The sequence below is a fragment of the Mesobacillus sp. genome (assembly GCF_049588175.1).
In the GTDB taxonomy this organism is placed as follows: domain Bacteria; phylum Bacillota; class Bacilli; order Bacillales; family Cytobacillaceae; genus Mesobacillus.
Window position 1 is genome coordinate 1 of record NZ_JBAVFI010000418.1, and the last position, 2,050, is coordinate 2,050.

Here is a 2,050-nt window from a genome sequence, read left to right on the forward strand (position 1 = left end):
GATAAATGCTCCTTTAATATACCTATTAGCCTACAATACTACTAACAAAATCTTTAATCCTATTGATTTATAATCAAATAATATACAAATCTTCATATCGATTTTCTTTCCTAACCTGGTCAATAACGATAGAATTGTCCAAGATTCTTTCTAGAGAATTGAAAAATGCAGTTTTTCCTCTATGTGTTTTCCAACAGTACTGATTACAATCCTTTTCTTAAATAAAATCGTTTAAACCTACTTGCAATAAATGTATGCAGGGATTCTTACAGAAATTTTTCTTCAAGCACTTCATATTTCACTTCTGAAAAGTTTTTAATGAGGAGAGCTTCTTCTACGCAATTTCCTGTCCTTTTATCAACGACCTTTCGCCAAATTTCATTTTCTCGAAAGGTTTTGTTGTTTTCTTTAACGAAGCGATGTTTTTTCTCCAAAATATGATAAGAGAATCCTGAATCAGCATCTGAGTAGATTGCCCCTTTTAAATGCTTGCTTGTAACCCAGGTTCTAATTTGGATTGAATGATTTGCAGGATTTTTAAACCGTAAATCTATGTAGTTGTAAAACACACTTGCACCACTTCCGAATGGCAGCACTCTGCCTTCATCAGGAAAAGGGTCGAAGCTATGATGGTGCCTTTCTACTATCTCTAATGGAGTATGAAGAGCCATCCAATACAGCAGGTTCGCTAGTTGACAGATTCCACCGCCAACCCCTGTCTTAACTTCTCCCCTGGAAAGCTGCATTCCCGCAATATAGCCTTTTCTCCTTGTTGTTTTTCCGACTAATGCCCAAAAGGAAAAAATTTCTCCAGGTCTTATGATAATGCCATCGATTTTACTAGCTGCAAGCTTTAGGTTATTGATTTTATTTTCCTGGAGCTGTGGGTCACTATTACCCAGCTTTCTTCTCAAGAGGGATTGATGCTTCTTGCAAGTGAATGGATAGGATTCCTTACAATAAGTTTTTGCAAAGTTTTTTTGGTACCTTAAATTATGAATAGATCGGAAAAGCTGCTTTTGGTTTATTCTGAGATGATAAAAAATAGGATGAATCTCTGAAAGTCTCATATTCCACCTCTGCCTCTATTAGCCAAACTCCATAATAAAATCCTTTTATTACCATTTTAGCACTAATTAAAATTAATTAAATTAATTTTTCAGAAATATAATAATGTATGCAGGTTCATTTTTCACATGAGGTTAAAGCAAAAAGAGCGTGAAATAAATTCACGCTCTTTTTGTCATTATCAATTTATTAATCTTCCATTGTGGATAGGTCACCAGTTGGAAGATCTAGTTCCCAAGCCTTTAAGACACGACGCATAATTTTACCGCTTCTTGTCTTTGGCAGCTTATCACGGAATTCAATTTCACGAGGAGCAGCATGAGCTGCCAAGCCTTTTTTAACAAACTGGCGGATTTCTTCAATTAATTCATCTGACTGCTCATAGCCATCACGAAGTGCGATGAATGCCTTGATAATTTCTCCTCTAACTGGATCCGGCTTGCCGATGACTCCTGCTTCAGCAACAGCCGGGTGTTCAACAAGCTTACTCTCAACCTCGAATGGTCCGACACGCTCGCCTGATGTCATGATAACGTCGTCGATCCGGCCCTGGAACCAGAAGTATCCTTCCTCATCCATGTAAGCGGAGTCTCCGGAAACATACCAGTCGCCAGGCATGAAATAAGATTCATATTTTTGCGGATTGTTCCAGATGGTATGCATCATGGACGGCCAGCCTTTTTGGATTGCCAGATTGCCCATTCTGTACGGAGGCAGTTCATTGCCCTGGTCATCGACAATCGCTGCCTTTACGCCCGGAATTGGCTTGCCCATTGAGCCTGGCTTGATCTCCATGCTTGGATAGTTACAGATCAGCTGAGCACCTGTTTCTGTCATCCACCATGTATCATGGATACGGAGGTGAAATACCTTCATGCCCCAGCGTACAACCTCTGGATTCAACGGTTCCCCGACGCTAAGAATATGGCGAAGTGAGCTGAGGTCGAATTTCTTCACTACCTCGTCCCCTGCACCCATAAGC

Annotated in this window: 2 protein-coding genes; both read right to left on the minus strand. The window is 39.9% G+C overall.

Features of this window, described 5'->3' with window-relative positions; genetic code table 11:
* Window positions 1–266: 266 nt before the first annotated feature.
* The gene (locus tag WB217_RS10440) at window positions 267–1,070 is read right to left on the minus strand and encodes a VanW family protein (RefSeq protein ID WP_423993167.1); all 804 of its coding nucleotides are present in this window, start codon (window positions 1,068–1,070) and stop codon (window positions 267–269) included.
* 187 nt (window positions 1,071–1,257) lie between these two features.
* The coding region (locus tag WB217_RS10445) for an AMP-binding enzyme (RefSeq protein WP_423993168.1) at window positions 1,258–2,050 on the minus strand (793 nt) is incomplete at its 5' end.